The organism is Mycobacterium bulgaricum, assembly GCF_041287165.2.
GTDB lineage: Bacteria > Actinomycetota > Actinomycetes > Mycobacteriales > Mycobacteriaceae > Mycobacterium > Mycobacterium bulgaricum.
This window is the reverse complement of record NZ_JBGGKV020000002.1, coordinates 318,668-345,417: the sequence shown is the minus strand read 5'-3', so window position 1 is coordinate 345,417 and position 26,750 is coordinate 318,668. Positions and strand designations below refer to the sequence as shown.

The following is a 26,750-nucleotide window of genomic DNA, read 5'->3' as shown; positions in this document are numbered from 1 at the left end:
AATGGCTCGTTATACCGGACCCGTCACCCGCAAGTCGCGTCGTCTCGGCGTCGACCTCGTCGGTGGAGATCAGTCCTTCGAGAAGCGCCCCTACCCGCCCGGCCAGCACGGTCGCGCGCGGATCAAGGAGAGCGAGTACCGCACCCAGCTGCAGGAGAAGCAGAAGGCCCGCTTCACCTACGGCGTCATGGAGAAGCAGTTCCGCCGTTACTACGAGGAGGCCAACCGCCTCCCCGGCAAGACCGGTGACAACCTGCTCCGCATCCTGGAGAGCCGCCTCGACAACGTCGTGTACCGCGCAGGCCTGGCCCGCACCCGCCGCATGGCGCGGCAGCTGGTCAGCCACGGCCACTTCACCGTCAACGGTGTGAAGGTCGACGTCCCGAGCTACCGGGTGTCGCAGTACGACATCATCGACATCAAGGACAAGTCGATCAACACCCTGCCCTTCGAGATCTCCCGGCAGACCGCCGGCGAGCGTCCGATCCCGGGTTGGCTGCAGGTCGTCGGCGAGCGTCAGCGCATCCTCGTGCACCAGCTGCCCGAGCGCGCGCAGATCGACGTGCCGCTGACCGAACAGCTGATCGTCGAGCTCTACTCGAAGTAATGCTCGTGGCCCATCCGGGCCTCGGGTCACCTAACGGCATCAAATAGCGGTTGCCGAGAAGGAGAAGAAAACAATGCTGATTTCTCAGCGCCCCACCCTGAGCGAAGAGGTCCTCGCCGAGAACCGGTCGCAGTTCGTCATCGAACCGCTGGAGCCCGGATTCGGTTACACCCTCGGTAACTCGCTTCGTCGCACGTTGCTGTCGTCGATCCCCGGCGCGGCCGTGACGAGCATCCGCATCGACGGTGTGCTGCACGAGTTCACCACTGTCCCCGGGGTGAAGGAAGACGTCACCGACATCATCCTGAACCTCAAGGCCCTGGTCGTGTCCTCCGAGGAGGACGAGCCCGTCACCATGTACCTGCGCAAGCAGGGCCCGGGTGCGGTCACCGCGGGCGACATCGTCCCGCCGGCCAACGTCACGGTGCACAACCCCGACATGCACATCGCCACGCTGAACGACAAGGGCAAGCTCGAGGTCGAGCTCGTCGTCGAGCGCGGTCGCGGCTACGTGCCCGCGGTGCAGAACAAGGCCTCCGGCGCCGAGATCGGCCGTATCCCGGTCGATTCCATCTACTCGCCGGTCCTCAAGGTCACCTACAAGGTGGAGGCCACGCGCGTCGAGCAGCGCACCGACTTCGACAAGCTGATCCTCGACGTCGAGACCAAGAACTCGATCACCCCGCGCGACGCCCTGGCGTCTGCCGGTAAGACCCTGGTCGAATTGTTCGGTCTGGCAAGGGAACTCAATGTCGAGGCCGAGGGCATCGAGATCGGCCCGTCGCCGGCCGAGGCCGATCAGGCCGCGCACTTCGCGCTGCCGATCGACGACCTGGACCTGACGGTGCGCTCCTACAACTGCCTCAAGCGCGAGGGTGTGCACACCGTGGGCGAGCTGGTGGCCCGCACGGAGTCCGATCTGCTGGACATCCGTAACTTCGGCCAGAAGTCGATCGACGAGGTGAAGATCAAGCTGCATCAGCTCGGTCTCTCGCTCAAGGACAGCCCGGCGAGCTTCGATCCGTCCGAGGTCGCCGGCTATGACGTGGCCACCGGCACCTGGAACAGCGATGCCAGCTATGACCTGGACGACAACCAGGACTATGCCGAGACTGAACAGCTCTAGGCGCGAGACCGAACAGCTCTAATCAGATTCACCGTCCCGGCCCTACCTGATACGGGGGTCGGCCCCACCTAGGAGACAGTCGCAATGCCCAAACCCACCAAGGGTCCTCGCCTCGGCGGGTCGTCCTCGCACCAGAAGGCGCTGCTGGCCAACCTGGCCACGTCGTTGTTCGAGCACGGCCGCATCAAGACCACCGAGCCGAAGGCACGGGCGCTGCGTCCGTACGCGGAGAAGCTCATCACCCACGCCAAGAAAGGCACGTTGCACAACCGGCGTGAGGTGATGAAGAAGATCCGCGACAAGGACATCGTCCACGTCCTTTTCGCGGAGATCGGACCGTTCTTCGCCGATCGCGAGGGCGGCTACACCCGCATCATCAAGGTCGAGAACCGCAAGGGCGACAACGCCCCCATGGCGGTCATCGAGCTGGTGCGGGAGAAGACCGTGACGTCTGAGGCCAACCGTGCGCGTCGCGCGGCCAGCTCTCAGAAGGTCGCCGCTGCCGCCGCGCCGCAGGCCGCCGTCGAGCCCGAGGCCGCCGAAGGCCCGACCGCCGACGAGGCCGACGAGGCCTCGGCCGAGGAGCCGACGACCACAGAGGCCGAGGCTGTCACCGAGACCCCGATCGCCGACGAGGCACAGGTCGAGGTCGAGGGCACCGAGTCCGTTCCGGCCGAGGAGCAGGCCGAGGCGGCCGACGCGAAGGCCGACGACGACAAGTAGCAGTTCGATGAACATGCCCGCCACCGATTCCGGTGGCGGGCATGTTTCATTGTCCCGTCGCTCCGCTCGCCCGGTGATTCGTCTGCGGCTCGACATTGCCTATGACGGAACACATTTCGCGGGCTGGGCCACCCAGGCCGGGCAGCGCACGGTGGCCGGGACCGTCGACGACGCACTGTCGACGGTGTTCCGGACGCCGGTGCTGACCCGGGCGGCGGGTCGCACGGACTCCGGGGTGCATGCCACGGGTCAGGTCGCTCACGTCGACGTTCCGGCCGACGCGGTGCCGCATGCTTATCCGCGCACGGTGCGCGCGGGGGAGGCGGAGTTCGGCCCGCTGGTCCGGCGGCTCGGGAGGATGCTCACCGAGGATGTCCGCGTCCGCGAGATCAGGCGTGCGGCACCGGGATTCGATGCCCGCTTCTCCGCGCTGCGACGCCATTACGTGTACCGGTTGACGACGGCGCCGTACGGCGCCGAACCTGCGGAGGCCCGCTACGTCACGGCGTGGCCCCGGCCTCTCGATGTGGACGCGATGGCCGACGCCGCGCACAACCTGGTGGGGCTGAAGGACTTCGCGGCGTTCTGCCGGCACCGGGACGGCGCGACGACGATCCGCGAGCTGCAGCGACTGGACTGTGTGCGCGACGGCGACCGCATCTCGGTGCACGTCAGTGCCGACGCGTTCTGCTGGAACATGGTGCGCTCGCTGGTGGGGGCGCTGCTCGCCGTCGGTGAGCACCGCCGCGACCCGGCATGGTGTGCCGCGCTGCTCGAGGCGACGCAACGCTCCAGCGATTTCGCCGCCGCCCCGGCCCGTGGGCTGACGCTCGTCGGCGTCGACTATCCGGCGGACGAGGACCTCGCCGCGCGCACAGTCGTCACCCGTGATCTGCGGTCGGCTGACGAGCTCGGCTAGATGCGGGGGGCGACGAAGTCGGCGGCCTGGTTGACCATCCCTGCGTTGATGTACGCCGGCGCCAGGTGGTCGGGCCAGTAGTCCTGCCAGTTCTCCGGATCGGTGGGGGCGCAGATCGGATCGTCGCCGTGGCAGAGCTCGATGGTCCGCTCCCGGTACACCGGGTTGAAGTTGGCGATGGGTGCGACCCACGCGATGCCGTTGCCGAACAGCGCTACCGCCGCGATGTGCCGATCCGCGCCCGGCGGCAGCGGCCTCTTGAACCCGAAGGCGGCGAACGGAACCGCGAGCACCACATCGGTCACGGCAGCACCCAGGGAGTAGCCGCCGAGCACCAACCGGGTGTCGGGGCAGTTGGCCATGTTCCACTGGACGCGGTTGCTCATGTCGTTGGCGCCGATGTCGATCTCGGTGTCGGCGGGGTACTTCACCGCGTACAGGCCGACGTTCTGGCCGGTCTTCGACCGCAGAGCGCTGATCAGGGCATTACCGATCTGGCCCGCGCCGGGGGACTCGACACGGCCGCGGGCGAAGATCAGCTCGGCCTCGGGACACGACTGCGCCGACGCAGCCGGCGGCAGGATCAAGGAAGCCGCGCCCAGCACGAGTGCGGCCACCAGCGTCGGAAGGCGAAATTTTCGCAGCTGACGAATCACCGTGCCGATCTTAACTGTCTGTGAGCGTTCAGACTCGTCCTGCGGCAAAGCCGGCCGCCTGACCGATGAAAGGAGAACGTTCGTAGCTGGTATGGGCAAACGGATTTCGGCCGTCCGAGCAAATCGGGTCACCGTCGGCGCACAGGTCGAGCGCCTTGCCGGCGAACGAACCGCGTGCCGAGATCGGGTTGCCGAACTTGGTGGCCGGATTGCCGAAGACGGCCACCGCGGCCACGTTTCCGTTGAGGCCCGCGGGCAGCGGAGGCGCCGAGCCGATGTCGCCGATGCGGTTGCCCAGCGGCGGAACCCCGGCGAGCATGTCGACCACGGCGGCCCCCTGCGAGTAACCGCCGAGCACGATGCGGGTGTTGGGGCACTGCGAGGCCATGGCCGCGATCCGTGCGGAGGCGTCGTTCGCGCCGTCGGCGGAGGTGAAGAAGTCGTAACTGGCGGGGTAGTTCACTCCGTAGGTGGTGACGGTGCGACCGCCCAGTTGGTTCCTGAGCTGATCGGCCAAAGCGAGCCCGACGCGACCGACGCCGGGCGGCTCGCTGGTTCCCCGGGCGAACACGACCTCCACGTCCGGGCAGGGCTGGGCAGACACCGGGGCGGCGGGCATCACGGCGACGGCGGCCATCGGCGCCACCGCGGCAGCTGCGGCCGCGAGGATTCGGCGGCTCAGGCGATCACAAGGCACAAGACACCGTAACGCATAGCTGTGCTAGACGAGACCGGCGACGAAGGCCGCCGCCTGGTCGGTGAACCCTGCGGGTCCGTAGTTGCTGTGGGCGGCGATGTCGTCACCACTCGAGCAGACCGGGTCTGCGCCGTTGCAGAGGTCGATGGAGCGCGAACCCCAGACCGGGCTGGCCGTGATCGGCAGACCGACCTTGGTCGTCGGGTTGCCGAACAGGGCGATGGCGGCGACGAAGTCGGGGGCGTTCGGCGGCAGCGGGTTGGTGAAACCGACCGCCGGGAACGGCACCGCGGCGATGACGTCGATGACCGCGGCGCCCTGCGAGTAGCCGCCGAGCACGAGGCGGGTGCCGGGGCAGTTGGCCATCATGTACTGGACGTGGGCACTGGCGTCGTTGGCTCCGCCGGCGGCCGCCAGGAAGTCGAAGGTCGCCGGGTAGACGACGGCGTAGGAGCCGACGGACCGGCCGCCGACGCGGCTCTGCAGCGAATTCACGAATGCCGACCCCACCCGGCCCAGGCCGGGCGGTTCGTCGGTGCCCCGGGCGAAGACGACCTCGATGTCAGGGCACCCCTGGGCGTTGGCGGCCGGAGCCGCGACCGTGGGAGCGATGAGCAGGGCGGCGGCGGTGATCACGGCGGCGACGAACGCCGGCAATCTGCGTCCGGCTTCAAGATCGATCTTCACGCGACCGATGTTAGCTGGGCTATCGGGTGGTCGCCGGTGCATTGTCCGGCCACGTCACCGTCTCGTTCTCGTCGAGTTCACTGCGGTCGCCCTGGCGGGCGAGCGCGAGTCCGGCAAGCACGATCGCCCCGCCGACGGCCTGCATCGCGGTCACGGCCTCGCCGACCAACACCCAGGCGGCGAGCACGGCGAACATCACCTCGGACAACCCCACGAGCGAGGCGAAGCGCGGACGCAGTCGCGCGACACCGACGATGCCGAGGGTGTAGGCGATGGCGGTGGGGATCAGCGCCAGCGCGACCACCGGAACGATCCACGAGGTCGTCCAGCCGGCGATCACGGTGTCGCCGGAGGTGAATGTCAGCGGCATGACGCCCGAGGCGCCCAGTGCGGCCACCGTGACGGCGCCGACGACGAGCCCGGCCGCGGCCAGGGTGATCGGGTGGACGGGCGCCTGCCCGTCGGGTCCCTCGGCATTGGCCTTGTCCGACATCAGGAAATAGCAGGCCGCGCAGACGGCGGCGGCCAGTCCGAAGCCCACCCCGACCAGGTTGATGTGGGCGCCTGCCAGTCCGTCGGGTCCGAAGATGCCGAGCACCAACATGATTCCGGCCACCGCGAGTGCCACTCCCGCCAGCGTCAGGTTGGTGGGGCGCTTGCGGGTGGTCGCCCACAGCCAGCCCACGACGAGGATCGGGGCGGTGTACTCCAGCAGCAGCGCGACGCCGACCGACAGATGTGAGACAGCGTTGTAGTAGAAGAGTTGCGCTCCGGCGATCGGCACCAGGCCGTAGAGAACGACGGTCTTGGCGTGCGTCCTGGCCTCCCGGAGCCAGCCGGGACGGACCACGAATGCAAAGAGCGCCATCGCCAGCGCGCCGGCCGCGAGTCTCGCGGTGACGGCCGCCGTCGGACTCCAGCCCGCCTCCATCAGAGATTTCGCGAACGGACCCGACGATCCGAACGCAAAAGCGGATCCGATCGCGAAGAGTAGACCGGAACGAAAGTGGTCGACCTGCGGCCTGGTCGTCTCGAGCGCAGCCATCGGGAACACCTCCGGAGTACAGACAAGGGATGTCATGAGTAAAATGCTTGTTGGTCATGACGCTAGCCGAGGGAGGAGTCATGAGTCAAATGCTTTTCACCCATGACACTGAGCTCACACTGCGGGCCGCCAGTGTGCTGATCAACAGCAACCGGGTGGACGGGGAGCAGCTACCCGACCTCGCGGCGCTGGACCGGTATCTGGACGGGTTCGGTTGGACGGGCCGCCGCGACCACGACGACGCCGAGTTGGCATCGGTGCTGCAGCTTCGCGACCGGCTCGGCCGGATCTGGGCGACCGCCGACGACGAGGTCCGCACGGTCGAGGAGGTCAACGCCCTGCTCTCGGACACCAAGGCGTCGCCGTGGCTGACCCGCCACCCCGAGATGCCCGACTGGCATCTCCACCTCGCGTCGACCGACGACCCGCTGTGGCAGCGGATGGGCGCGGAGATGGCGATGGCGTTGGCCGACCTGATCCGTGGCGGCGATCTACGGCGGCTCAAGATCTGCGCGGCACCCGACTGTGAGGCGACGCTGGTCGACCTGTCACGCAACCGGTCGGGCAAATTCTGCGACACGGGCAACTGCGGCAACCGTCAGCACGTCGCCGCCTACCGGGAACGCCGCTCCAACAAGTGATCTGACCCCTCCGGCTGCGTCGCTACGCTGGCCACGGGGGAATGGCGCGGGGGAGTGATGGGTCAACCGACGACGCGGCTGCAGGTCAGCGGCCACCGGTTCATGGCGCGCCGGATGGAACACGCGCTCGTGCGCGGCGATTCACGCATGATCGACGATCCGCTTCGTGCACAGGCGCTTTCGCTGAGTGCCGGGGCGGTGCTGGCGGTCATCGGGGTCGCGGTCTGTGCGGTGCTCGCGTTCATCCGGCCCGGCGCGAGCCTGGGCGACGCGCCCGTAGTCGTGGTGCGGGAGTCCGGTGCGATGTACGTGCGCATCGACGACGTCCTGCATCCGGTGTTCAACCTGGCCTCGGCCCGCCTGATCGTCGGGAACGCCGCCGAGCCCCGCGTGGTGTCGCAACGGGCCGTCGACCGAGCCGACCGCGGACCGCGCCTGGGGATACCCGAGGCCCCCGCGCAGATCTCGCCGCCGTTGGGCGTCCACGAGTCCCGCTGGACGGTGTGCGACGACCAGCACGCCACGACTGTCTTCGCCGGACCGGTGTCCGCGAGCGGCGCACCGGGTCGCCACGTCCTGGTGACTCCGCGAGGTGGGAGTGCCGCCGTCACCTACCTGCTGCACGGCGGGTGGCGGTCGCGGGTCGACCTGCGGCACGCGGCCGTGGTCCGCGCGCTGCGCATCGACGGTGTCGTCCCGCAGCCAGTGTCGCGCGAGGTGCTGGCCGCGATCCCGGAGGCTCCTGCGATCCAGCCGCCCCGCATCGACGGCGCGGGCGGCCCCGGCATCGTGCCGGACCATCCGGTGGGCACCGTGGTGGCCGCGGGCCAGGACCTCTTCGTCGTCCTCGCCGACGGTCTGCAGCGGATCGGTGAGGTCGCCGCGGATCTGATCCGCTACACCGACGCTCGCGCAGGCGCCGAGATCCCGAGCGTGTCCAGCGCAGTCGTCGGTACCCTGCCCGTCTCGACGTCGCTTCCGGTGACCACCTACCCGCGGCGCGGCGGCGTCGTGTCAGATCCCGTCGTGTGCGCGGTGTGGAGGCCGACCGCCGACGAAACAGGTTCGCACACAGAGGTTCTCGTCGGACGCGATCTCCCACAGGCCGCATCGCCGATCGGCGGGGTGTCGGTTCCCCCTGGGCGGAGTGTGTTCGTACGGTCGGTCGGGTTGACGGGCCACGGGGGGAGCGCGGGATCGCTGTTCCTGCTGACCGACTCGGGTGTGCTCCACGGTGTGCGCGACGACGTGGCAGCCGGCGCGCTCGGCCTGGCAGGGCCTGCCGCGCCGGCGCCGTGGCCTATCCTCGCGACGCTGCCTCGGGGGCCCGAGCTGAGCCGCGACGCCGCGTCAGTCGTCCGATAGCCCCCGACAGTGCGGCGACAGACGCGGTGAGCGCGAAACAGACCGCCGCGCCACGCAGGGCCGTTCGCGTCGGCGCGGGCCCGGCGGCGGACTCGACTGCATCGATCGGTGCCGCGGCCCGGGGGGTCGGCGGGTCGGTGCCCGGTCCGCTGACCGCGGCGAGCGCGTCGACCGGGCCGTGTCCCACCACCGGGTTCCATCCGGAGGACGGGGAGTGCGCGGTGTCTTCGATGCGCCGCATGACCTGGCGGGCGGTCAGCTCGGGTGCTCTGGCGCGCACCAGCGCCGCGATCGCGCTGACGACGGGCACGGCGTAACTGGTGCCGGAAAGGGCTGCGTTGGAGGGGGATACATCCACGAGACCGTCACCTGCGGAGGCCAGCGACACGACGCCCTCGCCAGGCGCGGCGACGTCCACCCACGGGCCGGCGAGGCTGAAGTCCGACGCGGTGCCGTCGGGGGTGACCGAACCGACGGTCAACACCAGGTCGTCGTACCACGCCGGACTCGCGACGGTGCCCACCCGATCGGCGCTCGCGGCGTCACGCGGATTGTGGTCCCGGCACTGGCCCGGCCCGCCGACGTTGCCCGCCGCCGTCACCACCACCACGTTCTTCACGTCGACGGCATACGACAGCGCGGCGCCCAGCGCTTCGTCACCGGGGTCGATGCCGACGGGCACGCAGGCGACCGTCGAGATGTTGATGACCGTCGCTCCCAGATCGGCTGCGGTGCGGACGGCCGCCGCCAGCGTTCCCACGTCACCGACGCCGGTGCCGCCGGCATCGTCGATCGCATGGAACTTGTTGCTGGACTGCCTGATCGACAGAAGCGAAACGTCCGGCGCGATGCCGGTGAAGCCGTCGGGATCGGCGGTATCGGGTGTCGCACCGATAATCCCTGCCACGATCGTGCCGTGACCGTCGCAATCGTTCGTCCCGTCCTGTCGCGAGACGTAGTCGCCGCCGGGAACGAGGTGCGGCAGCCGCCGGTGGCGGGAGACCCCGGTGTCGATCACCGCGACCGTCTGGCCCGCCCCGCGCGTCAGGGCCCACACGCTGGGCAGGTCCATCTGACTGAGCTGGGCGGGTTCGGCGGTGGCCGCCCGCGGTGCGATGGCGCACTCGTCGTGCTGGGCGGTCGGGTGCACCGGGGCGGGCGGGCCTGCGGCGGGAAGTCGCCGTTCGTCGACGGCCGGCGGGCTCACGGCGAGGGCCACCGGGGCAGACTGCGCGAGAGTGAGGGCCGACACCGCGAGAACTCGCAGCGCGCGGCAGGTCACGACAGGCTCGATTCGCGGACGAACCCGTAGACGCCGGTCATCCAGAACGCAAGCGGAACCACCGCCACCAGAGCCGCATACTCGACCACGTGAACACCGCGGCGCAGCAACGGGTTCAGCTCGATCGGGCGGTGGGTGCACCATACGCAGACGGCGCAGCCGATGGCCGCGGCCATGCACGTCCAGTGGGCCTGAGCGGGGGCCGCGGCGACGGCGACACCGAAGGCCGACAGCAGCGCACCGCTTCCCGCCGTCGACAACCACGCCCGCCTGCACGGGTCGACGTGAGAGCGCTGTCGGAGTATCAGCAGCGCCCCGACATCAGCGGCGAAGCAGGCGGCAAGACTTGCCGATGAGCCCTGATGCACCGTGCCCGCCGCGACTGCGCCGACGCCGAGCAGCGCCGATGCCGACCATCCCGCGACCAGTCCGGACAGGATCCGGTGCGCCCCATCGGCGCGATCCGCGTCGATGTCAACGCGCGACGGTCCGAGGCCCGCGGCGAGTGCGGCGATTCTCGGTGCCGCCGACAGCGCTGCGATCGAGATGATTGCCAGTGCAACGCCCGTCACGTCGAGGCGCGGTCCGACGGCGATCCCCAGCCCGGCGGCGGCGGACACCGCACCGGCTGCCGCCGCGAACGCCGTCACGATCCCGTGGTCGCCGGTGAGCCTCATCAGCACCGTGGACATCGCCAGCGCCGAAGATGCCGCGAGCAACGAGGCCGCCTCCCATCCTGCCCCGGGAACCGCGAGAACACCTGCTGCGCCGGCGAATACGACAGACCCAAGGCTCGACAGCAGTGACGATCCGCGGTCGGCGCGACCGATCGCCGCAGCTGCGGCTGCCGCGACCACCGAGAGCGTCGCAGCCGAAACCGCGTGCCACGGTGTCGCGGTCTGCAGGCCCGCCCACACTAGCGCGGCGGCGGCCAGTATCGTCCCCACCGCTGCTGCGGCCACCACCACGCGGCGCTGCAACGGTGCGAAGTCCGCGGCAGAGGCGACGACACCGCATGGGTCGGTCGGCTTCAGCCGAGGCCGCGGCACCGGGGCCGACGACAGCACGACGATGTCGCCGTCACGAATATCATTGCCGCACAGCGATAAAGATGTATCCAGCGGTGTGCCCGCGGCGCGAGCGAGGTACCAGCGCTGCGCCACATCGGCGGTGTCGCCGAAGATGGTGCAGACGAGCGACGGCATCAGCTCACCGAGTGGACACCGAGACGGCAGAACCAGATCGACGCTGCCTGCCTGATCTGCGCCCGTCACCTCGACGATCACACGGCACAACGTATCCGGCACCGTCTCAACCTAACTCGGTCGCACAGGCGCAGCGCGCACCATTTTGTGCGGCTGTGGATGGAACGCCAGAGGCGTCCCGTGCGTCTACTCACACATGGAGATCGGTCGGATCGTCGTCGAGGCGCCACCCGATCCGCCCGTCCCGACGCCGGTGAGCCCGCTGGCCCGCTTGATGCCTGTGGCAATGATCGTCGCGATGGGTGGGATGACGGTGCTGTATCTCACCTCGACGGACACGGCAACGCGCAGCCCGATGTTCGTCTTCTTCCCCGCCATGATGCTGGTATCGCTGATCGGCACACTGGCCTACGGGAGCCGGGGCGGTGCCGGGCGCACCGGTGAGCTCACCACGCAACGCTCCGAATATCTGCGGTACCTCGACACCCTCGACGGCGCGCTCGCTGCCTCGGCCGAACACCAGCATGACGTTCTGCACACCGCTCATCCGGACCCCGCGTCGCTGTGGCTGCTCGCGGGGCGCGACCGCATGTGGGAACGGGGTGCGGCCCACCCCGATTTCCTCGTCGCGCGTGTCGGAGTGGGATCGCGCCCATCGGCCATCGAGGTCATCGCACCGGATCTCGGCTCCGACACCGACGCCGACCCGGTGACCGTCGGAGCGGTCCGGCGGTTGATGACGCATCGCGCGGTCGTCGACGATGTGCCGCTGACGGTGCCGTTGCGGTCGACGCCGCTCCTCACACTCCCGCCGGCTGCCGCGCGGGCGCTGGTGTGCCAGGTGGCGATGCTGCATCCTCCCGAACTCGTCGCGATCTCGGCGCCACCCACCGCCGACTGGGACTGGACGAAATGGCTACCGCACGTGAGCAGCTCGCGTGCGATGCACACACTCGAGATCAGCGAGGACGGGGTGACGGCGCGGGATGCGACGACGGTCGTCGCCGTGAGCCCCGACTGCGACGAGCGGTACGACGAACTTTCTCTGCCCGACGCCGCGGCGTGTGCCCGCCGGATCGCGCGGTATCGGCCGCAGCGGACCTCGGCCTCACACGTTCCGCGAGACTGGCCGTCACTGGCAGGTATCGACGACCCCGAGGCTGTCGATGTCGACCAGCTGTGGTCGCGCCCTGCGGGCTCGACGTCGCTGCGGGTGCCGATCGGGCTGGCCGAGGACGGATCCGTCGTCGAGCTCGACATCAAAGAGGCCGCGGCGGACGGCATGGGCCCGCACGGATTGTGCGTGGGAGCAACGGGATCGGGCAAGTCGGAGTTCCTCCGCACCTTGGTTCTCGGGATGGTGGCGGCGCACTCCCCGGAGGCCCTCAATCTCGTACTCGTGGATTTCAAGGGCGGGGCCACGTTCCTCGGCATGGAGGACCTTCACCATGTGTCGGCAGTGATCACCAACCTCGCCGACGAGGCTCCGCTCGTGTCCCGCATGCGCGAGGCACTCTCCGGAGAGATCAATCGGCGCCAGGAACTGCTGCGGGCGGCGGGCAATCTCACGAACATCGCCGAGTACGCGCGGGCACGCACATGGGGTGGCGCGCTCGCGCCGCTGCCCGCGCTGCTCGTCATCGTCGACGAGTTCTCCGAGATGCTGAGCCAGCATCCTGATTTCGCCGAGCTCTTCGTGGCGATCGGACGGCTCGGCCGGTCTCTGGGTATGCACCTGCTGCTGGCGACCCAGCGTCTCGACGAGGGCAGGCTCCGCGGGCTGGAGACGCACCTGTCGTACCGGATCTGTCTCAAGACGTTCTCGGCGAGCGAATCCCGGGCTGTGCTCGGTGTTCCCGACGCCTATCACCTGCCGTCGCAGCCCGGGGCCGCCTACCTCAAGACCGCCACCGGCGTCCTGACCCGGTTCCAGACGGCATTCGTCTCCGGCGGATACCCGCCACGCCCCCGGGCACCCGAACAGTCGCCCGTGGTACGGCGTTTCACGCGCACCCCACCGCAGGCGCCGGCCATCGAAGGAGTACCGCGCCGACCATTGCTCGACACGGTGCTGGCGCAGCTGGCGGGACGGGGCATCCCCGCTCATCGCGTCTGGTTGCCGCCGCTGAGCACGCCGCCTCATCTGGGAGACCTCCTGCCCGCGGAGCCCACACACCGGCTGCGGGTGCCGATCGGTGTGGTCGACCGTCCCTACGAGCAGCGGCGGGATCCGCATGTCGTCGACCTGTCCGGCGCGGCGGGCAATGTCGCGGTCGTCGGCGCACCCCGGTCGGGTAAATCCACTGCGCTGCAGACCATCATCTGCTCCCTTGCCACCATGCATGACGCCACGGCGGTGCAGTTCTACTGTCTGGACTTCGGCGGCGGCGGGCTCGCGGCTCTGCGGGAGCTGCCCCATGTGGGCTCGGTGGCCGGCCGTCGCGACGCAGACCTGTGCCGTCGCACCATCGCCCAGCTCGAATCGCTGCTGCGGGGCCGGGAAGCCCGCACGCCCGATTCCTACGGTGAGGTCTTCCTCGTGGTCGACGGGTGGGCGACCCTGCGGCAGGACTTCGACGGACTGGAGCCGAAGATCACCGCAATTGCGGCACAGGGCCTTTCGTACAGGATCCACGTCATGATCGCCGCATCCCGCTGGGCCGATCTGCGGCCCGCCCTGAAAGATCAGATCGGCACACGCATCGAGTTGAGGCTCGGAGACCCCGCGGACTCCGAGATGGATCGCAGGCGTGCCCGCGAGCTCGCCGATCGCCCGCCCGGGCGAGGCCTCACCAGAGAGGGTCGGGAGACCGCGATCGCGCTGCCCGGCATCGACACCGTCCGCACGGGTGGCGCTGCGCCGCCGGTCGAACTGTTACCCGGGCGCATACAGCGCCACGCACTGGCGGCCGTGAGTGGTCGCGGCAGGATCGTCCTCGGGCTGGGGGAGCGGGACCTCAAGCCCGTCACCGTGGATTTCACCGAGCATTCCCACCTGTTGGTGCTCGGCGACAACGAGTGTGGGAAGACCGCGGTCCTGCGCCTGCTGTGCACCGCGCTCGCCGAGATAGTCGACGACCTGCGGCTGGAGATCGTCGACTATCGCCGCACGTTGCTCGGTGTCCTCGAAACCGACAGCCGCAGCCGGTATTCGGTGTCGGCGCCCGCCGTGACGTCCCGGGTCGCGGCCATCGCCGAGACGCTGACCGCCAGGATGCCCGGCGAGGACGTCACCCAGCGTCAGCTGCGGGACCGCTCCTGGTGGACGGGTCCCGACATCTACGTCATCGTCGACGACTACGACCTGGTCGCGGGAGCCACCGGGAACCCGCTGGCACCGCTGGTCGACTTCCTGCCCCACGCCAAGGATCTCGGGCTGCACGTCGTCGTGGCGCGGCGGTCCGGCGGCGCGGCCCGCGCGATGTTCGATCCGATGCTGTCGAGGATGAGGGACATGGGCTGCGCAGGCCTGATGATGAGCGCCACGCCCGATGACGGTGTGCTGCTGGGCTCCGTCAGGCCGACCCCGCTGCCCGCCGGGCGCGGGACTCTGGTGATGCGAGGCAGGCCCGACGAGCTGATCCAGGTCGGCTGGGTCGAGCCGCCACCATGACCCTGTGCGTCGTCGAGGTGGGTCCCGAGTCGATCCGCGGTCGCGCTCCTGTTCCGCAGCAACAGATCTCAGCGGCACTGGAGTCCATCGACGATCAGTTCGCAATCCTGGAGGGCGGCGTTGTCGCCGTCGCCGAACTGTGGTGCGACGTGCTCCACACCTCTGCGGATGGCTGCGGCGGACCCGTGGTGGTCGTCGTGCCGACCTGGTGGCCGGCGGGCCGCGTCGAGGTGGTCACGGTGGCCGCCAGGGCTGTCTTCGCCGAGGTCGCCGTCGTGCAGCGGTCGATACTTGCCGCCAACGGCGACGCGACGGTCGTCGAGCTGTCCGCCGAGTGGGCCGTCGTGACCTCGCCGTCGGCAGAGTCGGTCGTTCTCGCCCGGGGCTCGCGTGACGTCGAAGCCCTTCTCGCGGCGTCGAGTTCGGTTCTGCTCGACACACCGCTCGGCGTCCGGCCGCTCTCGACCGATGCGATCGTCGGCCTGCGCCGCCTGGCCGTCCCGTTCGCTCACAGCAGCCCACAGCGGATGGGTGCGGCCGCCGAGGCGCTGGGTGCAGAACGTTCCCGTCGCGCCCGTCACCGTCCGGGCCGGCGGACGGGAGCGGTGATGGCGGGCATCGCGCTGTCGGTCGGCGCGGCCGGCGGAATTTGGGCGGCCCAGGCTTTCACCGCGCATCCGAATCCCGGCGGGTCGACCCGAATGCTCACCGAGGGCCGCGTCACCGTCGCGGTGCCAGCGGCGTGGACTGCTGAGCGTGTCACCGCCGGCACGGGGTCGGACAGGGTGCGGGTGGCTCCGCAGGCAGGCATGCCCGCGCTGCACATCACACAGTCCGTCGGTGCGCAGACATCGCTGGAGCAGGTGGCCGAAGCACTCCGGTCGGCGATGACCTTCGAGCCCGGCGGGGTGTTCGTCGAATTCCGCCCGGCGGGAGAGCGCGGCGGAAGGCCCGCGGTGACCTATGTGGAGCGTCGCGGCGATACGGAGACACGCTGGGCGGTTCTGGTCGACGGCGCGACCCGTATCGCGATCGGTTGCCAGCACCCGAACGGGCACCCCGAGCACATCGAGGACGTGTGCAGGGAGGCCGTGCGCTCAGCACGCGCCGCGAAATGAAAGATGAATCGGTGGAACCGAATTCGGTTCCGGCGCGTCCTACCTATAGATCGCTTGAACGTCCGACGAAAGGATTCACATGTCGACACCGTCAGGTCCGCCCGGGCCCGCGCTGGCCACCGACTTCGACCTCATGGTGTCGGTGGCGAGCAAGACCGACACCCGCAACGAGGAGCTTCGCGCGATGCTGCAGTCGTTCATCGGTGCCATGAGCAACGTGCCCCCGTCGGTGTGGGGAGGCGTCGCGACCGTGCGCTTTCGGGAAGTGGTGGAACGCTGGAATGCGGAGTCGCTCAAACTGCACTCCGCTCTGCAGCGCATCGCGGAGACGATCCGCGACAACGAACGCGTGCTGCGTGAGGTGGCCGACGGGCACTCGCATCGCATCGCATCCGTCGCGGCGAGCCTGTAGGAGTCACGGGTGACCGAAACGCTGTCCTACGACTTCGGCGAGATCGAGTACACGGTCCGTCAGGAGATCCATTCGACCTCGGCGCGGTTCAACGCCGCGCTGGAGGATCTGCGCGCACAGATCGCGCCGCTGCAGGCGACGTGGACTCGTGACGCCGCCGATGCCTACCGCGTCGAGCAGGCCCGCTGGGAGCAGTCCGCCGGCGCGCTCAACGAGATCCTCGTCAGCCTCGGCAACGCCGTGCGCGACGGCTCCGACGACGTGGCCGACACCGACCGGAGGGCCGCCAACGCCTGGGGCTTCTGAAGCCCCGCCCCGAGTCTGTGCGGCCCCCGGGAGGAGGGGAGCCGAGCGGGGGTCGCACAGTACTCACGGCACGCGGGCCACGCGCAGCGACAATCGCGATAGTCTGGCAACACATGTGATGGCGGACACCACGTGGACACAGTGGGTGTCAGACGCAAGGGACAGCGCCGGGTGGCAGCAACGAACAGCTCAACCGGACGGGCCTCGGCCCGCCCGTCGCCGTCGCGGCTACGCGCGGTCCACGAGTTGTTCATCGCCGGTGAGGTGGATGCCACCTACCTGAACTCGAATGCCGTCCGTCCCGTCGTCGCGCAGAGCTGGGAGCGCAGCCTCGCCGGCGGGGTCGATCCGGACCAGGACGCGGCCCGCGCGACCACTGCCGTCTCGGCGATCGAGCGGTTGCGGGAGTCTCACCCGCTCGCGCCCGCGCTCCCGGTGATCCGCCGGCTCCTCGTCGACGACGCGATCGACTCAGGTGTCGTCGTCGCGGTCAGCGCCGCCGACGGCACCCTGCTGTGGGTCGAGGGCGATCCGGCCGCGTGCCGCAAGGCCGAGGCGATGAACTTCGTACCGGGCGCCGACTGGAGCGAACGTGGCACCGGCACGAACGCGCCCGGCACCGCGCTGGCGCTGGACCGTGAGCTGCAGATCCACGGCTCCGAGCACTTCTCCCGCATCGTCCAGACGTGGAGCTGCACCGCGGCACCGGTGCACGATCCGACCACCGGGGCGCTGCTCGGCGCCATCGACCTGACCGGCGGCGCCCCCGTTGCGACGTCGCAGACGCTCGCCTTGGTGCGGGCCACCGCGGTCGCCGTCGAGAACCATCTTGCGCTGCTTCGGCTCGCCGGCATCAACGCCGAACCTGCCGCACGGAAGCCGCACCTCGTCGTACTCGGGGGCGACCGGCCGCGATGGATGACCACCGACAGCTACGGCCACCTGCAGGCCACCCACCTCACCGGGAGGCACGCCGACATCCTGGTACTGCTCAGCCGGCATCCCGAGGGCCTTTCCGCCGACCACCTCGCTGTGCTGCTCGACGACAAAGACCTCGACGTCGTCACGGTGCGCGCCGAGATGTCGCGGCTGCGCAAGGTGATCGGTCCGGAGAACCTCGGCTCGCGTCCGTACCGGCTGCTGACCCCGATCACCAGCGACATCGGTGAGGTGTTCGAAGCGCTCGACGCCGGGGACGTCGAAACCGCGCTGAACCGGTACTCGGGGCCGCTGCTGACCCAATCGGTGTCACCGGCCATCGCCCGGCTGCGCACCCAATTGTCGACGACGCTGCGCGACGCCGTGCTCGCCGAGAACGCCCAGGGGCGCACAGATCTGCTGCGCCGCTGGCTGGACCTGCCCGAGGGGCGCGACGACCGCGACGGCTGGCAGGCGCTGCGCGACAGTGCCCTCACCCCGGTCGCCCGCGCGCAGGCGCGCGGCCACCTCGCCGGCCTCGACTACGAACTCGGCTGACGGCGGCGGAATTCGCCCACCGCCGCCATGGCGACACCGATCACCACCGCGACGGCGTACGCCACAACGCAGCCCGCGAAGCCGCCCGGAAGCCAGCCGAGGAACCCGCGGTCGGAGTGATCGACGACGATCCGGACCAGACCCTGGCCGCCTCCGACGAGAAGCACCATGCCCACGACCTGCACGACGACGAACTTGTTCACGACTTCCTCCTTTGTTGGTGCGATCGCATCAAAATGAACTGATGCGAACGTATCAAAATGTGGTAGGACGGACAACGTGCCTCGTCAGGCAGACCATGAGCAACGCCGTCGACAGATCGCGCAGGCGGTGTGGGAGCTTGCGGCGGGCCAGGGCTTGGAAGACGTGACCCTGCGCCAGGTTGCCCAAAAGGCCGGCGTGTCAATGCGTTTGGTGCAGTACTACTTCGGAACCAGGGCGGAGCTCCTAATCGGGGCCCTGGCGATGCTCAACGACGATGCCGAAGCCGTCGCTCGCGGAAGCGCCGGCGACGATGTCGGCCGTGACCCCAGAGGGCTGGTGCGGCACGTCCTGTTGGAGCTGCTTCCGCTGGACGAAGACCGTCGCCTTCGTCACCTGGTGTACGCCGCGTATTTCGTGCGGTTCCTCGCCGACGACGACCTCGCGGCAGCCGCCGGAGTGGGATCTCCGTCCTTGCAGGATCTGCTTGCCATGGTGATCGGGGGATCGGCGGACGTGGGTGTCGACGCCACGGCCGAGGCGGAGATCCTCGTCGCGTTCGCTCAGGGCCTCCAGGGGCAGATGCTGCTCGGCCACGTCGACGGCGAACGGGCGATCGCGCTGATCGATCATCAACTTGATCGCATCTACGGCACCAAAACCTGAGCACGCCGGCGAACTCCCAGGTCACGCCCTCAACAAACGCGAGTTGTCAAGCGCGGCAATGGCTCCCACGCTGAGGGCATGGACTTCCGCTCGTACGCCCGCTTCGTCCCTGCCACCTACACCGCCGCGCTGACCCCGCCGGCGAGCACCTGGTGGCCGTGGCGGGGCCGGACTGTGCACATCGCCCGCACCGAAGCACCTGCCGCAGACGTGCGCGTCATGGTCATCCACGGCGGCGGCGGCTACAGTGGCGCGCTCTGGCCCGCCGCGGCCGTCGCCGCCGGCGAAGGCGTCGACGTGCTCGCCCCCGACCTCCCGCTCTACGGCGACACCGTCGACCCCCGGCCGTCCCGCGTCCGCTACGACGACTGGGTCGACCTGCTCTGCGATCTCGTGAACGTGGAACGGGCCGAAGATCCCCGCCCGCTGGTGCTGCTCGGCGCAAGCATGGGCGGCATGCTGGCCTACGAGGTCGCCGCGCGCACTGGACAGGTCGCCGCCGTCGTCGCGACGTGTCTGCTCGACATGGCCGACCCGGACGCGCGGGCCGCCGCCACCCGCTTCGCGTGGATGGGCCGCCCCGCGCCCGCCATCCTCGGTGCCGTCGAACCCGTCCTCGGCCGTGTCCGGGTGCCGATCCGCTGGCTTGCCGACATGAGCAACATGAGCACCGACCCCGACCTGTCACAGCTGTGCGCCTCAGATCCACGCGGTGGCGGTGCCTCCGTTCCGCTCGGTTTCCTCGCCAGCTGGATGACCTACCGGCACACGGCACCCGAAGGCTACGGCGGCGCACCCGTCACACTCGTGGCCCCCGCCGCCGACAGGTGGACCCCGCCCGAACTGAGTATCGACTTCCTGCAACGTATTTCAGGGCCCACCGAGCTGGTGATGCTGGACAACTGCGGCCACTACCCGATCGAGGAGCCCGGCCTGACCCAGCTGCGCGATGCGATGCAGAGGGTCCTCAACCGGGTGCGAGCCGTTCGACCGTGAGCATCAGCGCGTCTGTGGCTTCCCGGGTGTCGAACTCCATCACGCGGTGCAGCTGCGCGTCGATGGTGTGCACGAGCGTCCGGGCCGTCAGCTCGACGTCGTCGCCGCCGCGGTCGCAACGCTTCAGGTGAAACGCGACCTCGTCGCAGATCCGGTCCTCGAAACCGCGCATCTCGTCGAGTTGCTCAAGAGTGGGGGCGGCCATCCGGTGCAGCAGTGCGTGCAGACGCGGGCGGTCAGCGTGTAGCTCGACAAGCGCCTCGAGCAGCACCCGCATCGTCGAGTCGAACGGCGGCGCCTCGTCGCGCAACCTGGCGAACACCGCGCTCAGCTGCCGGTCGGCGTCGCGCACGTGCCGCTCGGCGACTGCCCGCAGGAGTGAGAGCTTGTCGGGGAAGTACTGGTAGAGCGTGCCGATCGACAGACCCGCCCGTTCGGCGATCCGATTGGTGGTCGCGTCGATGCCTTCGCGCGAGAACACCTGCGCGGCCGCCTCCACCAGCGTGTTCACGGTCTCGCGGGCGCGCTGCTGGCGGGGCTTACGACGTGGTTCGGAGATACCTCCGATTCTGTCGTGCGATGCAACCGTGGTGCAACGGTCGCGCGCGTAGTTTCAGTGACGCACACCACACGAGCAGGAGACTCACCATGACTGTGTACGCCCGCCCAGGGTCCGACGGCTCCCTGATGTCATTCAAGCCTCGCTACGACAACTTCATCGGCGGCGAGTGGGTCGCGCCGAACGCCGGCCGCTACTTCGAGAACCCGACGCCCGTCACCGGCCAGCCCTTCACCGAGGTGGCCCGTTCCGACGAGAGCGACATCGAGAAGGCCCTCGACGCCGCCCACGCTGCCGCGCCCGCCTGGGGTAAGACCTCGGCCGCCGAGCGCGCCGTGATCCTCAACAAGATCGCCGACCGCATCGAGGAGAACCTCGAGTCGATCGCGCTCGCTGAATCGTGGGACAACGGCAAGCCGATCCGCGAGACGCTCAACGCCGATATCCCGCTGGCGATCGATCACTTCCGCTATTTCGCCGGATGCATTCGCGCACAAGAGGGTTCGCTGTCGGAGGTCGACGCCGACACCGTCGCCTACCACTTCCACGAGCCGCTCGGAGTGGTCGGGCAGATCATCCCGTGGAACTTCCCGATCCTGATGGCGGTCTGGAAGCTGGCGCCCGCTCTGGCCGCAGGCAATGCGATCGTGCTCAAGCCCGCCGAGCAGACCCCCGCCTCGATTCTGTACCTGTTCGAGATCATCGGTGACCTGCTGCCCGCCGGTGTGGTCAACATCGTGAACGGCTTCGGCGTGGAGGCGGGCAAGCCGCTGGCATCGTCGAACCGGATCGCCAAGATCGCGTTCACCGGCGAGACCACCACCGGCCGCCTGATCATGCAGTACGCCTCGCAGAACCTGATCCCGGTCACGCTGGAGCTCGGCGGCAAGAGCCCCAACATCTTCTTCAACGACGTGCTGGCGGCCAACGACAACTACCAGGACAAGGCGCTCGAGGGCTTCACGATGTTCGCCCTCAACCAGGGTGAGGTCTGCACCTGTCCGTCGCGGTCGCTGATCCAGGCCGACATCTACGACGAGTTCCTGGCGTTGGCGGCGATCCGCACCAAGGCGGTCCGGCAGGGGGATCCGCTCGACACCGAGACGATGATCGGCGCGCAGGCGTCCAACGATCAGCTCGAGAAGATCCTGTCCTACATCGAGATCGGCAAGAGCGAGGGTGCCCAGGTCGTCACCGGTGGAGAGCGGGCGCAGCTCGGCGGCGACCTCAACGGCGGCTACTACGTCGCCCCGACGATCTTCACGGGCAACAACAAGATGCGCGTCTTCCAAGAGGAGATCTTCGGGCCGGTCGTGGCCGTCACGTCGTTCACCGACTACGACGACGCCATCAACATCGCCAACGACACCCTGTACGGCCTGGGTGCCGGCGTCTGGAGCCGCAACGGCAACACCGCCTACCGCGCGGGTCGCGACATCAAGGCAGGCCGGGTGTGGACGAACTGCTACCACCAGTACCCGGCGCACGCGGCGTTCGGCGGCTACAAGCAGTCCGGCATCGGCCGCGAGAACCACAAGATGATGCTCGACCACTACCAGCAGACCAAGAACCTGCTGGTGAGCTACAGCGACCAGGCGCTGGGCTTTTTCTGATCCTAAGCCTCCGCGCGCCGGCCGCAGACTCGCACGGACGCCCCTTGTTCCGTGCGAGTTTGTGGCTGGGCGGTGGCCCCGTCCGGTGCTCGGTAGGGTCGGCGTTCGACGCAGATCGACAAAGTTCTCATCAAAGGAGTTGGTAAATGGGCGATTTCGTCGCGGCTATCGACCAGGGAACGACCAGCACCAGGGCGATGGTGTTCGACCATGCCGGTCGGGAGGTCGCCCGTCACCAGCTCGAGCACGAGCAGATCCTGCCGAAAGCCGGCTGGGTGGAGCACAATCCGGTGGAGATCTGGGAGCGCACGGCGTCGGTGCTCCAGACCGCGCTGAACAAGGCCAAGCTGGCCGCCGAGGACATCGTCTCCCTGGGCATCACGAATCAGCGGGAGACCGCGCTGGTGTGGGATCGCCGCACCGGCAGGCCGTACTACAACGCCATCGTGTGGCAGGACACCAGGACCGACCGCATCGCGTCGGCGCTGGAGCGTGACGGCCGCGGCGACGTCATCAGGACGAAAGCGGGACTGCCGCCGGCCACGTACTTCTCCGGTGGCAAGGTGCAGTGGATCCTGGAGAACGTCGACGGGGTTCGCGAGGCCGCCGAGCGCGGCGACGCGATCTTCGGGACCTGCGACACCTGGGTGCTGTGGAACCTCACCGGCGGCCCGCGCGGCGGTGTGCACGTCACCGACGTCACCAACGCCAGTCGAACGATGCTGATGAACCTGGAGACCCTCGACTGGGATGACGAATTGTTGGGATTCTTCGGGATTCCGCGCCAGATGCTCCCGGAAATCGCGTCGTCGTCGGTACCAGACGCCTACGGCGTGACACGCCAGGACGGCCCACTGGGTGCGGAGATCCCGCTGACGGGAATCCTCGGCGATCAGCAGGCGGCCATGGTGGGGCAGGTGTGTCTGTCGGCGGGTGAGGCCAAGAACACCTACGGAACCGGAAACTTTCTGCTCCTCAACACCGGTGAGAAGATCGTACGCTCCGAACACGGCCTTCTCACGACGGTCTGCTATCGCTTCGGCGAGGCCAAACCCGTTTATGCCCTTGAGGGTTCGATCGCCGTGACCGGTTCGGCAGTGCAGTGGCTGCGCGATCAGTTGGGCATCATCAGCGGCGCGTCGCAGAGTGAATCGCTGGCGCGCCAGGTCGACGACAACGGCGGCGTGTACTTCGTGCCTTCGTTCTCGGGACTGTTCGCTCCCTACTGGCGTTCCGACGCACGCGGTGCGATCGTCGGGCTGTCCCGGTTCAACACCAACGCACATCTCGCGCGCGCCACGCTTGAATCCATCTGCTACCAGACGCGCGACGTCGTCGACGCCATGGAGGCCGACAGTGGTGTGCACCTCGAGGTGCTCAAGGTGGACGGGGGCATCACCGCCAACGAACTGTGCATGCAGATCCAGGCCGACGTCATCGGGACCGACGTCGTGAAACCCGTTGTGGCCGAGACGACAGCGCTGGGGGCAGCCTACGCCGCGGGTCTGGCGGTCGGCTTCTGGAAGGACGAAGACGAGCTTCGTGCCAACTGGCAGGAGGACAAGCGGTGGTCGCCGCAGTGGAACGAGGACCAGCGGACGCAGGGTTACGCCGGCTGGCAGAAGGCAGTCCAACGGACCCTGGACTGGGTCGACGTCGACTAGGAGAGGGCTGCCACTCCGGCCTCGGCGACGGCGACGTCCTGTGAGACGCTACCGGCGCTGACACCGATGGCGCCGACGACCGTGCCGTCGATCTCGAGGAGGATCCCGCCGCCGAAGATCACGAGGCCGCCCGAAAGCTGTTCCAGCCCATAAAGTTCAGCGCCGGGTTGCACCAGATCGGACAGTGCGGCAGTGGGGGCGTTCATCAGGATCGAAGTGCGCGCCTTTCGGGTGGAGATGTCGATGCTCGCCTTGATGGCTCCGTCCATGCGGGCGAACGCGATCAGGTGACCGCCGTCGTCGACCACAGCGATGTTCATCGGCTGCCCGATCTCGTTCGCCTTGACGATCGCGGCGTCAATGATGTTCTGGGCCTTGGCCAACGGCAGGGAAGTCATGCGCCCATGGTATTCCTTGGGTGATTACGGCCACAACCTATACAAATGCTCAGGCTGCCGGACAGTTAGGGGTTGGGAGATAGCTCAGTACAACCATTTTCGCCTCGGAGGCGCGAACACTGGACGACATCGCACCTTCAGGAAGGTTGGCCTGTGTCCTACACCGACTTCTTCATCTGGGAGTTCATCGGCACCGCGGTTCTCGTCCTCATCGGCAGCGGGTCCGTGGCTGCGGTGGTGCTGCCGAACTCGTTTTCACACGGCGGCGGTGGCAACTGGCTGGTGATCGTGTTGGGTTGGGGATTCGGTGTGTTCACCGCCGCCAGCATCGCCAGCCCTTCTGGTGCGCATATCAATCCGGCCGTCACCCTCGCCGTCGCGATCAGCGGCGATCTGTCGTGGGGGGCCGTGCCGTTCTATTGGGCCGGGCAGGTGCTCGGCGCCATCGTGGGCGCCACGTTGGCCTGGGTGGTGTTCAAGCTTCAGTTCGACGCCAACGACGACAACTCCGGCACCCGGGGCATCTTCTGCACGGCGCCGGCGATCAGGGGCATCGGGTGGAACTTCGCCACCGAGGTGATCGCGACCTTCGTCTTGATCCTGTGGGTGCTGACCACTCCCGAGATCAACAACACGCTGGGCTACGCCGGCGTGACCTTCGTGATCATGGCCATCGGTTTCGGCCTGGGTGGTCCCACCGGTTACGCCATCAATCCGGCGCGTGACCTCGGCCCGCGAATCGCCTACGCGCTGTTGCCGATCAAGGGCAAAGGTGACGCGGTGTGGTCTTACTCGTGGGTGCCGGTCTTCGGTCCGCTCGTCGGTGCGGCATTGGCGGCATTACTCGCCGGGGCGCTGGCCTGACGCTCGCCGGCGAACGCGGCCACCTGGCCGACGATCGTCGTGGCAGGCGGGCGGATCTCCGCGGCGGAGGCGGCCGCGCAGATGGTGCTCACGGTCGCACGCACCACGCGCTGCGACGGCAGGCAGCCGTCGGCGACGACCGCGGCCGGGGTATCGGGATCCATTCCGGCAGAAATCAACTCATCGGCGATGGCACCCAGGTTGGCCACCGCCATCATCAGGATCAGCGTGGTGTTGGACCGGGCCAGGGCGGCGTAGTCGATGGTGGATTCCGGATGTCCCGGCGGGACGTGGCCCGTGATCACCGTGAAACCCTGCGTGAGGCCCCGATGGGTGACCGGGATCCGTGCCGAGGCGGGCGCCGCGATCGACGAGCTCACGCCGGGGATCACCTCGACCGGAATGCCTGCCCGCTCACAGTGGTCGCGTTCCTCGCCACCCCGGCCGAAGACGAAGCCGTCACCGCCTTTGAAGCGCACAACGGTGCGCCCCATGGCGGCGTGTTCGACCAGCAGCTCGTTGATCGCGGCCTGTTCGGGACGCCTGCCACCCGGGATCTTGGAGACGTCGATGATCGTGGCGTGCGGGGCGATCCCGGCCAGTACACCGACCGGGGCGAGCCGGTCGGTGACGATGACGTGGGCGCGTGCCAGCGCGTCGCGGCCCGCGACGGTCAACAGGCCGGGGTCGCCGGGGCCGCCGCCGACGAGGATGACCCTGCCGATGCCCTCGGTCTGCGGCGTGCTCGCCCCGTCGTGCGGGTCGAGGATGCAGAGTCGTTTGTGGAACATCGCCAGCTTGCGGATCAGCCGGTCGTGGGAAGGGTCGCCGGTGTAGGCGAAGACGATTGCGGCCGAGTCGATGTCGCTCTCGATGAGGTCGCGGCGATGCAGTGTCACCAGCCCCCGTGCGGCGAGGTCGTCGAGGTAGGGCGTCGGGTCGGCGGTGGCCACCGTGACGGCCGCGCCGGCATTCACCAGCGAGCCAGTCACGGCGGCGGCCCGAGGTGAGCTCCCCGCGACTGTCACCGGATGGCCGCGGACCGGCAGGTCGACGGGGACGGCGGACGACATCAGGGCGCGCTGCTCCAGCTGCCCCGCAGTGCCGTCGCGACGAGCGCTGCGCGTTTGTGCACACCGAACTTGGCCATGATGTTGTGCAGGTGGAACTTGACCGTAGCCTCGCTGATGAAGAGGTGGCGCGCGATCGTGCGGTTGTCGTGGCCGTCGGTGACCAGGTCCAGGACTTCGCGCTCGCGCCGCGTCAGAGCCGGCATGTCCGCCGCCTCGATCGAAGGGTCGCTGGCGCGTAGCCGGGTGATGACGGCGTCCGTGCTCGCCGAGTCCAGCGCCGGGTGCCCATTGACCACCCGCATCAACGTGACGAGCAGTTCTCCCGACGGTGAGCGGCGGTCGATGAGACCGTCAGCACCGGAACGGATCAGCGCCACAGGATCGCAGTGCGGGTCGTGGGTGTCGACGATGACGATCACGTTGGGCCTCGGCGCCAGTCCGTCGAGAAGTTCGGTCAGGCGCGCCCCGCTGTCGGCGCCGAGCACCAGAAGCTCGGGCCGAAGATCGCGCAACCGCGACACCGCGTCGGGACCCGGACGCATGTCGGCGACCAGTTGCACCGCATCCGTGCGCGCCATCATGTGGACCACGCCGTGGCGCAGCAATTCGTCATCCATCACCACCGCGGTGCGACGTCGGCGGGCATCGCCGAAACCGGTTCTCGCGGAACCGATCTTGGCGCTCACCCGAGGACGCGGATGGCGATCGATGTCCAGCGGTGCTGCACATCCCGGGTGGGACAGGCTCATCTGTGACTCCGTCGGTCGGTCGGCGGGGGTGAATGCTAGCCAGCGTCGCGTTGCAACGACGTTGCAATGGGACGAGATCCACTTTCTCG

Annotated in this window: 27 protein-coding genes; 16 read left to right on the top strand and 11 right to left on the bottom strand. The window is 68.7% G+C overall.

The genetic code is table 11. The features are described from left to right. Position 1: 1 nt before the first annotated feature. From rpsD to truA, 4 genes are all read left to right on the top strand, one after another. Complete coding sequence (rpsD, locus tag ACAG24_RS08185; RefSeq protein ID WP_370472307.1) at positions 2-607, top strand: 30S ribosomal protein S4; 606 nt, start codon at positions 2-4, stop codon at positions 605-607. Between the two features lie 43 nt (positions 608-650). Further along, a complete protein-coding gene (locus ACAG24_RS08180) occupies positions 651-1,733 on the top strand; it encodes a DNA-directed RNA polymerase subunit alpha (RefSeq protein WP_370472640.1) in 1,083 nt (360 codons plus the stop codon). 84 nt (positions 1,734-1,817) lie between these two features. Next, a complete protein-coding gene (gene rplQ / locus ACAG24_RS08175; protein WP_370472308.1) occupies positions 1,818-2,456 on the top strand; it encodes a 50S ribosomal protein L17 in 639 nt (212 codons plus the stop codon). Positions 2,457-2,463: 7 nt separating this feature from the next. After that, on the top strand, positions 2,464-3,375 hold the full coding sequence (gene truA / locus ACAG24_RS08170) for a tRNA pseudouridine(38-40) synthase TruA (RefSeq protein ID WP_370472309.1): 912 nt from the start codon (positions 2,464-2,466) through the stop codon (positions 3,373-3,375). Here the strand turns inward: truA and ACAG24_RS08165 are convergent. From ACAG24_RS08165 to ACAG24_RS08150, 4 genes are all read right to left on the bottom strand, one after another. Beyond that, a complete protein-coding gene (locus ACAG24_RS08165) occupies positions 3,372-4,031 on the bottom strand; it encodes a cutinase family protein (RefSeq protein ID WP_370472310.1) in 660 nt (219 codons plus the stop codon). The genes truA and ACAG24_RS08165 overlap by 4 nt on opposite strands. A gap of 28 nt (positions 4,032-4,059) precedes the next feature. Continuing rightward, positions 4,060-4,668, bottom strand: a complete 609-nt coding sequence (locus tag ACAG24_RS08160) for a cutinase family protein (RefSeq protein ID WP_370472641.1) — start codon at positions 4,666-4,668, stop codon at positions 4,060-4,062. A gap of 84 nt (positions 4,669-4,752) precedes the next feature. Further along, a complete protein-coding gene (locus ACAG24_RS08155) occupies positions 4,753-5,415 on the bottom strand; it encodes a cutinase family protein (protein WP_370472311.1) in 663 nt (220 codons plus the stop codon). 19 nt (positions 5,416-5,434) lie between these two features. Then, complete coding sequence (locus tag ACAG24_RS08150) at positions 5,435-6,460, bottom strand: EamA family transporter (protein WP_370472642.1); 1,026 nt, start codon at positions 6,458-6,460, stop codon at positions 5,435-5,437. Positions 6,461-6,549: 89 nt separating this feature from the next. Between ACAG24_RS08150 and ACAG24_RS08145 the strand changes: the two genes are divergently transcribed. Together ACAG24_RS08145 and eccB are read left to right on the top strand one after the other, a co-directional pair. Further along, a complete protein-coding gene (locus tag ACAG24_RS08145) occupies positions 6,550-7,101 on the top strand; it encodes a CGNR zinc finger domain-containing protein (RefSeq protein WP_370472643.1) in 552 nt (183 codons plus the stop codon). Between the two features lie 57 nt (positions 7,102-7,158). After that, positions 7,159-8,466, top strand: a complete 1,308-nt coding sequence (gene eccB / locus ACAG24_RS08140) for a type VII secretion protein EccB (RefSeq protein ID WP_370472312.1) — start codon at positions 7,159-7,161, stop codon at positions 8,464-8,466. Here the strand turns inward: eccB and mycP are convergent. Beyond that, a complete protein-coding gene (gene mycP / locus ACAG24_RS08135; protein ID WP_370472313.1) occupies positions 8,402-9,748 on the bottom strand; it encodes a type VII secretion-associated serine protease mycosin in 1,347 nt (448 codons plus the stop codon). The two genes, eccB and mycP, sit on opposite strands and share 65 nt — an antisense overlap. Further along, positions 9,745-11,055, bottom strand: coding sequence for a type VII secretion integral membrane protein EccD (gene eccD, locus ACAG24_RS08130; RefSeq protein ID WP_370472314.1), 1,311 nt, complete (start codon positions 11,053-11,055; stop codon positions 9,745-9,747). Before eccD ends, mycP begins: the two co-directional genes overlap by 4 nt. 94 nt (positions 11,056-11,149) lie before the next feature. Here eccD and eccCa point away from each other — a divergent pair, with 94 nt between their 5' ends. From eccCa to ACAG24_RS08105, 5 genes are all read left to right on the top strand, one after another. Then, positions 11,150-14,566, top strand: coding sequence for a type VII secretion protein EccCa (gene eccCa / locus ACAG24_RS08125; protein ID WP_370472315.1), 3,417 nt, complete (start codon positions 11,150-11,152; stop codon positions 14,564-14,566). After that, positions 14,563-15,684 (top strand): type VII secretion-associated protein, encoded by a 1,122-nt coding sequence (locus tag ACAG24_RS08120; protein ID WP_370472316.1) that lies wholly within the window; start codon positions 14,563-14,565, stop codon positions 15,682-15,684. The genes eccCa and ACAG24_RS08120 overlap by 4 nt, the downstream gene beginning before the upstream one ends. A gap of 79 nt (positions 15,685-15,763) precedes the next feature. After that, positions 15,764-16,096: a WXG100 family type VII secretion target gene (locus ACAG24_RS08115; RefSeq protein WP_370472317.1), complete on the top strand. Its 333-nt coding sequence runs from the start codon at positions 15,764-15,766 to the stop codon at positions 16,094-16,096. 9 nt (positions 16,097-16,105) lie between these two features. Then, the gene (locus ACAG24_RS08110; RefSeq protein WP_370472318.1) at positions 16,106-16,402 is read left to right on the top strand and encodes a WXG100 family type VII secretion target; all 297 of its coding nucleotides are present in this window, start codon (positions 16,106-16,108) and stop codon (positions 16,400-16,402) included. A 171-nt stretch (positions 16,403-16,573) separates the two neighbouring features. Next, positions 16,574-17,878: a helix-turn-helix domain-containing protein gene (locus tag ACAG24_RS08105; RefSeq protein ID WP_370472319.1), complete on the top strand. Its 1,305-nt coding sequence runs from the start codon at positions 16,574-16,576 to the stop codon at positions 17,876-17,878. On the opposite strand, the gene ACAG24_RS08100 is transcribed toward ACAG24_RS08105, so the two are convergent. Beyond that, on the bottom strand, positions 17,863-18,081 hold the full coding sequence (locus ACAG24_RS08100; protein ID WP_370472320.1) for a hypothetical protein: 219 nt from the start codon (positions 18,079-18,081) through the stop codon (positions 17,863-17,865). The genes ACAG24_RS08105 and ACAG24_RS08100 overlap by 16 nt on opposite strands. Before the next feature lie 76 nt (positions 18,082-18,157). Between ACAG24_RS08100 and ACAG24_RS08095 the strand changes: the two genes are divergently transcribed. Both ACAG24_RS08095 and ACAG24_RS08090 read left to right on the top strand, forming a co-directional pair. Continuing rightward, positions 18,158-18,745 (top strand): TetR/AcrR family transcriptional regulator, encoded by a 588-nt coding sequence (locus ACAG24_RS08095; protein ID WP_370472321.1) that lies wholly within the window; start codon positions 18,158-18,160, stop codon positions 18,743-18,745. A gap of 78 nt (positions 18,746-18,823) precedes the next feature. Beyond that, entirely contained in the window at positions 18,824-19,741 is a 918-nt protein-coding gene (locus ACAG24_RS08090) for an alpha/beta hydrolase (RefSeq protein WP_370472322.1), read from the top strand. On the opposite strand, the gene ACAG24_RS08085 is transcribed toward ACAG24_RS08090, so the two are convergent. Further along, positions 19,713-20,252, bottom strand: a complete 540-nt coding sequence (locus ACAG24_RS08085; protein ID WP_370472323.1) for a TetR/AcrR family transcriptional regulator — start codon at positions 20,250-20,252, stop codon at positions 19,713-19,715. The genes ACAG24_RS08090 and ACAG24_RS08085 overlap by 29 nt on opposite strands. Before the next feature lie 137 nt (positions 20,253-20,389). On the opposite strand from ACAG24_RS08085, the gene adh reads away from it, so the two are divergent. Both adh and glpK read left to right on the top strand, forming a co-directional pair. Further along, complete coding sequence (adh, locus tag ACAG24_RS08080; protein ID WP_370472324.1) at positions 20,390-21,913, top strand: aldehyde dehydrogenase; 1,524 nt, start codon at positions 20,390-20,392, stop codon at positions 21,911-21,913. A gap of 146 nt (positions 21,914-22,059) precedes the next feature. Next, positions 22,060-23,577 carry a glycerol kinase GlpK gene (gene glpK, locus ACAG24_RS08075; RefSeq protein WP_370472325.1) on the top strand — a complete coding sequence of 506 codons (1,518 nt, stop codon included), beginning with the start codon at positions 22,060-22,062 and terminating at the stop codon, positions 23,575-23,577. Here the strand turns inward: glpK and ACAG24_RS08070 are convergent. After that, a complete protein-coding gene (locus ACAG24_RS08070; protein ID WP_370472326.1) occupies positions 23,574-23,975 on the bottom strand; it encodes a GlcG/HbpS family heme-binding protein in 402 nt (133 codons plus the stop codon). The two genes, glpK and ACAG24_RS08070, sit on opposite strands and share 4 nt — an antisense overlap. Positions 23,976-24,128: 153 nt before the next feature. On the opposite strand from ACAG24_RS08070, the gene ACAG24_RS08065 reads away from it, so the two are divergent. Then, positions 24,129-24,839 carry an MIP/aquaporin family protein gene (locus ACAG24_RS08065; protein ID WP_370472327.1) on the top strand — a complete coding sequence of 237 codons (711 nt, stop codon included), beginning with the start codon at positions 24,129-24,131 and terminating at the stop codon, positions 24,837-24,839. Here the strand turns inward: ACAG24_RS08065 and cobA are convergent. Beyond that, a complete protein-coding gene (cobA, locus tag ACAG24_RS08060; protein ID WP_370472328.1) occupies positions 24,764-25,912 on the bottom strand; it encodes a uroporphyrinogen-III C-methyltransferase in 1,149 nt (382 codons plus the stop codon). The genes ACAG24_RS08065 and cobA overlap by 76 nt on opposite strands. Then, positions 25,912-26,661 (bottom strand): LuxR C-terminal-related transcriptional regulator, encoded by a 750-nt coding sequence (locus ACAG24_RS08055; RefSeq protein WP_370472329.1) that lies wholly within the window; start codon positions 26,659-26,661, stop codon positions 25,912-25,914. The genes cobA and ACAG24_RS08055 overlap by 1 nt, the downstream gene beginning before the upstream one ends. Positions 26,662-26,750: the final 89 nt, after the last annotated feature.